Annotated in this window: 6 protein-coding genes and 1 pseudogene; 6 read left to right on the top strand and 1 reads right to left on the bottom strand. The window is 30.8% G+C overall.

Annotated elements, in window-relative coordinates; genetic code table 11:
• Positions 1–79: 79 nt before the first annotated feature.
• Positions 80–1,432, bottom strand: a complete 1,353-nt coding sequence (locus ACQV2R_RS08490; RefSeq protein WP_428892099.1) for a hypothetical protein — start codon at positions 1,430–1,432, stop codon at positions 80–82.
• 111 nt (positions 1,433–1,543) lie between these two features.
• Between ACQV2R_RS08490 and ACQV2R_RS08485 the strand changes: the two genes are divergently transcribed.
• The 6 genes and pseudogenes from ACQV2R_RS08485 (at position 1,544) to ACQV2R_RS08460 (ending at position 4,557) form a co-directional block, all read left to right on the top strand.
• Positions 1,544–1,876: a hypothetical protein gene (locus ACQV2R_RS08485; protein WP_428892098.1), complete on the top strand. Its 333-nt coding sequence runs from the start codon at positions 1,544–1,546 to the stop codon at positions 1,874–1,876.
• Complete coding sequence (locus ACQV2R_RS08480) at positions 1,869–2,609, top strand: MvaI/BcnI family restriction endonuclease (RefSeq protein WP_428892097.1); 741 nt, start codon at positions 1,869–1,871, stop codon at positions 2,607–2,609. Before ACQV2R_RS08485 ends, ACQV2R_RS08480 begins: the two co-directional genes overlap by 8 nt.
• 702 nt (positions 2,610–3,311) lie before the next feature.
• Positions 3,312–3,665 (top strand): DUF5684 domain-containing protein, encoded by a 354-nt coding sequence (locus tag ACQV2R_RS08475; RefSeq protein ID WP_428874019.1) that lies wholly within the window; start codon positions 3,312–3,314, stop codon positions 3,663–3,665.
• 153 nt (positions 3,666–3,818) lie between these two features.
• A complete protein-coding gene (locus ACQV2R_RS08470; RefSeq protein WP_428875143.1) occupies positions 3,819–4,088 on the top strand; it encodes a hypothetical protein in 270 nt (89 codons plus the stop codon).
• Positions 4,058–4,156, top strand: a pseudogene (locus ACQV2R_RS08465) (transposase); the annotation flags it as partial. The gene ACQV2R_RS08470 and the pseudogene ACQV2R_RS08465, both read left to right, overlap by 31 nt.
• A 68-nt stretch (positions 4,157–4,224) precedes the next feature.
• Positions 4,225–4,557, top strand: coding sequence for a hypothetical protein (locus ACQV2R_RS08460; RefSeq protein ID WP_428874027.1), 333 nt, complete (start codon positions 4,225–4,227; stop codon positions 4,555–4,557).
• Positions 4,558–4,942: the final 385 nt, after the last annotated feature.

Here is a 4,942-nt window from a genome sequence, read left to right as displayed (position 1 = left end):
AGACAACCCCTTTATTTGAGATTAACTCACAAAGGGTTTGTCTTCAGTCTGAAGCATCAGCAAAATTGCTGATGCTTTTTTATATTTTTTTTAACATCAATATAATTTCAGATGTCATTGTTACCGAATGATTACCTATTTTATTTGTTGGAGAATTTTTAGATGGCATTCTTTTATTTGGGATATTCCTGTAAAAACTATGTAAATGACTTACGTTATATTTTTTAAATAATTCGGAAATAATAATATCTGTAGGAATATTAATCATTTTTACTGTTCGGTTAGCAACAACCCAGAATTGGTATGAATTTACTTTCATTACTCTTGTTGTCTCTTGTATAGACTTATCTAAATCAATATAAAATTGTAAAACCTCTAATGCTCGTTTTTCATCTCTTGATTTTATTAAATTATAAACTGTTGTCAATGTTGGAGATTTTAGTAGATCTAAAATCGTTTCTAATTCTAAAGATTTATCTATACGTCCTCCAAGCATAATATTATCTAATTGATTTATTTTAGTTTGTTCATCAATTTTTAAGTCTAGCCATTGTGCTGATAATCTTGAAAATTGACCATAAGCTACGGTGGTACGACTATCTCCATATGGAGGAGAGGTAATGACCATATCAAACATATTATCTTTGAATTTCTTTGGAAGATTAATATTACTTTGTTTATTAATTACAACTTTAGGCTCATAATTTTTTATTTTGTCAAGTTCTTCGTATAACTCTCTATTACCAATTTTATTCTTATAGACCCTTTTTAAAAATTCATCAATTACATTTGGATCCCATTGATCAAGTTTATCCGAAGGCATTCTATATAACTTAAATTCATTATTTCTCGTGTTTGAAACATATCGAACGGTTTCACTAAATGCCACCATAAAAAATAATTTTAAATTTTCATCATTAAACTCATGTATACAGTTCTTGATTAGATGTAATTGCTCAATTACTTTAGGTTTGAACCAAAAATCGATACGTTCAAAACTTGGTAAATTATCAAGTTTATATACTCCTTTAGCGTATAGAATATACATTTCATTTATTGCATCTTCTAAATCAGCAATAGATTTCGATAATTTATTTGGATCTATAGCTGTAGTTTTTGCTTTACTCATCATTTGGGATAATGGATTAATATCTGTTCCGTATACTTCTAAACCATGTACCATTCCTTCTACCAATGACGTACCAGAACCCATAAAGGGATCGTATAGCTTTTTTATATTTGGATTTGTATCTAAAACTAATTCTATAAACTCTCTAGCTAGACTAGGTATCATCATGGCGGGATAAATATGGTAACCATGTGTCAAAGACTTTGTATTACTTTTTAAAAAGTCTAAGTAATTATCATCGTTAGTGATTTTTTTATTAAGTTTGTTAATTAGTTGTATATCTAATTCGGTTAATTGAGCCATTTTACCTCCTTGTGGTTTTAGTGGTCTAAAAGACCACAAAAAACATTTTGTATTAATATATATTAATTATAGAGATAAATAATATATAAAACAAGAAGGATCGGTTATTTTATGAGTAGAAGTCATTTCTTTGATACATTAGTTGCAGAATTAGTAGATTTAGAATTACGTAATAAAGGATTAAAACTTGCTGATCTGGCTTCGATATTAGGAGTTAGAGAAGACCATATTAGAAAAATTAATTCAGCAAGTAGCGATAAAAGATATACACTTAATCATTTGTATATAATTTCAGAACATTGGCAATGTTCTATAGATAATTTTATACCTAATTTGCAAAATATAAAAAGATTACAAAGATTTAATGACGCTGATGAAAAAGAGCTTGTTAATGTAATAGAACAAATAAAAATTGAATTAATAGGAGATGAAAAAAATGAGTGAACATCTTGAATTACTAAAAGAAGCTATTCAAAATATTATTGACGGCGGTTGGTTTGAAAGTAAAAGAAAAGGAAATACTGGAATAGGAAAAACGTTTGAAGATTTGTTAGAAAAAGAAGAAGATAATCTTGATGCACCTGATTTTTATGATATTGAAATCAAGACGCATGAAACTGCTGCGGGCGCTCTTCTTACACTTTTTACAAAAAGTCCAACTTATCCGCGTGGAGCTAATACAATGTTACGTAATAAGTATGGAAAACCTGATAAATATGGAAATAATATACTTCATCAAACGGTGTCAGGGGAAAATAAGACTAATTCTAAGATATATAATTATGATTTTAAAATTAATGTTGATTGGAAAGATCAAAAATTAAAACTGGAAGTATATGATAAAATGAAGATATTAATTGACGATTCTGTATATTGGTCATTTGATTCAATAGAAAAACAATTAAAAAAGAAGCTAAAATATGTAGCAGTGATCTCAGCGGAATCGAAAATAGAGAATGGTCTAAAATATTACAAATATAATAGTGCACAATTGTTAACTGATTTAACCGTTACATCATTATGTAAAGGTATTGAAAATGGAGATGTTAAAATAGATATAAGAATAGGAGCTTATCATAGCGGTAAAAACAAAGGTAAAACTCATGATCATGGTACAGGTTTTCGAATTAATATAAGTAAACTATTAGAATATGGAGAGTTAAGTGTGATAATTTAATTGATTTTCTGTATTCTATTCGTTTAATATGTTTATAAACAATTGTATGCAAAGAAATTGACTTCAAAAATAATTTATTAGCTTATTATCTAAAATTATATTTGATGTTTGTAATACTGATTACATTTTTTTGATCTATATATTCAATTTTACATTTAAAAATCAATAGAATTAAAGTTTTTTGAAGGATTTGTTACTAAGGCTTAAGAGAAAAAATAATTTCTGTTAAATTGTGATAATAAAAAAAATCGAAAATGTATAGTCGCATTTTATACTTATAAGATGATTAGATTTATTGTGATTGCTAATTTCCGTCATTTAATTACTAAGATTTTCCAATATAGATGACTAGTCTATTTGAAGGTGTTAATTGGTGTTAATGATATCTGTTAGTATCTGTTTTAGTCCATTTGTTTCGATGCAATTTTTTTGTAAATGTTGATATAAAAGGAAGAGAATGGATAGAGTACTTGTTAATTTAGTGCTTGGAATTCTCAAAACGTTAGGACAGTCGTTGCGAACTTGTTCCCTTACGAATGTGCTATGGGACGGAGATTCCGCAGGAATCGAGTACCAATCATTATTACAGCAGATATTCAAGACACTTTCCTTTATTGGAAGGTGTTTTTTGTTTTTAAATTTTATTAGTTATTTTTAATTTTATATAGTATACTTAAAAAATATAAGAAGGAGAGTGAGTAAATGGGAAATATGTCAGACGGTTTTTCAAGTATACTATACATGGTATTTGTAATTATTTTTATTGTAGGTATGTGGAAACTTTTTGAAAAGGCTGGTGAAGCTGGGTGGAAGTCACTGATCCCTATTTATCAACTATATATTCAATTTAAAATTGTATACGGTAATGGATGGAAAGTGTTATGGCTATTAGTTCCGCTAGCAAATATCTATTTTATCATCATGTTTTGTTTAGACTTAGCAAAAGTGTTTGGAAAGGGTGTTGGATATGGTCTCGGGCTTCTTTTCGGATTCCCACTTTTTTCAGTAATTTTAGGCTTTGATGATTCAGAATATTTGGGACCAAAACGTAAATAAATGATGCACCTATTTTTATTATATGAATATCATTTATACTTAAACATCTTCCGTTAGGGAGATATCAGTATGTAGATAAAACCCTCTAGATCACAACTTATAGTGATTTAGAGGGCTTTTTTATGTATAATAAAAAGAAAATGGGTGATTTCCATGATGTCAGTTAATGCCGATAGTAAAACATTTGAAGCACGTAATCAGATCGCTTTTCATGCCCTTGAAGAACTCGTTCTTGAAGACCATCTTCTGAGAAAAATTGATCGCCCTATAAATTTTTCATTCAACTATGCTTTAGTAGAAGATGTCTATTGTTTGGATAGTGGACGTCCAAGTTTTGATCCGATTACGCTTATCAAAATCTCATCATTCAACATCTCTAAGGTATTCCAAGCATGCGCCAAACCATTCAAGAAATTCAAGTGAATGTTGCTTATCGCTGGTTCTTAGGATTATCTCTCACGGATTCAGTGCCCCATTTTTCAACCTTTGGAAAGAATTACAAGTGGCGTTTTGAAGGAACAAGTATCGCCCAACAGATTTTTAGCCAGATACTCACGCAGTGTTTGGAGGCAGGAGTAGTCGATACCCAAGCAGTTTTTATGGATGTACTCACGTCAAAGCTTGTGCGAATGGCCGGAAATATACCAACGAAGAAGTGCCGGTACAAGCCAAATGGTTGGCAGATGAAATGCTGGAAGCTGTTCAAGCAGATCGGATGATTCATAGAAAAAAGTCGCTAAAAAACACAAAAAAGGAGACCTTAACAAAGTCCCAAACAATCAGTCCCAATGATCCGGAGGTAGGGTGGTTTCATAAAGGGGACCATGGCCAAGTTTTTGCCTATACTATTCAAACAGCTTGCGATCGCAAGGGGATGGGTATTAGTTTATAGTGTCCATTCAGGAAACACCTACGATACACTGGCTTTCCCCTTCTTATTTGAAAAAATCCCTTCTTTTAATCCGACTTATTTAATAGCAGATGCAGGGTACACAACGCCTATCAATGCACATTTTCTATAAAAATATGAAAATACATTGGTGTTCCTTATACGCGACCAAGACGCAAACTAAAAATAGAGATGTTGCTTATGACGCGTACTATAATTGTTATTTAGATATAAATTGCAAATACAACTTAGCCACCTAGTACAAAGGAGTCCTCGCCCATGAGAAGTGTGAGTTCAATGATCCGTGTAGTTGTTTAATCTTTCTGTGAGGGTTTGATAAGGAGCTGAGCCATGGTAGCCTGATGGGCTGAGCGGTTTATCTGGCGTT

The organism is Facklamia sp. P12937 (assembly GCF_050409505.1).
GTDB lineage: Bacteria > Bacillota > Bacilli > Lactobacillales > Aerococcaceae > Facklamia.
This window is presented reverse-complemented; position numbering and strand designations above follow the sequence as displayed.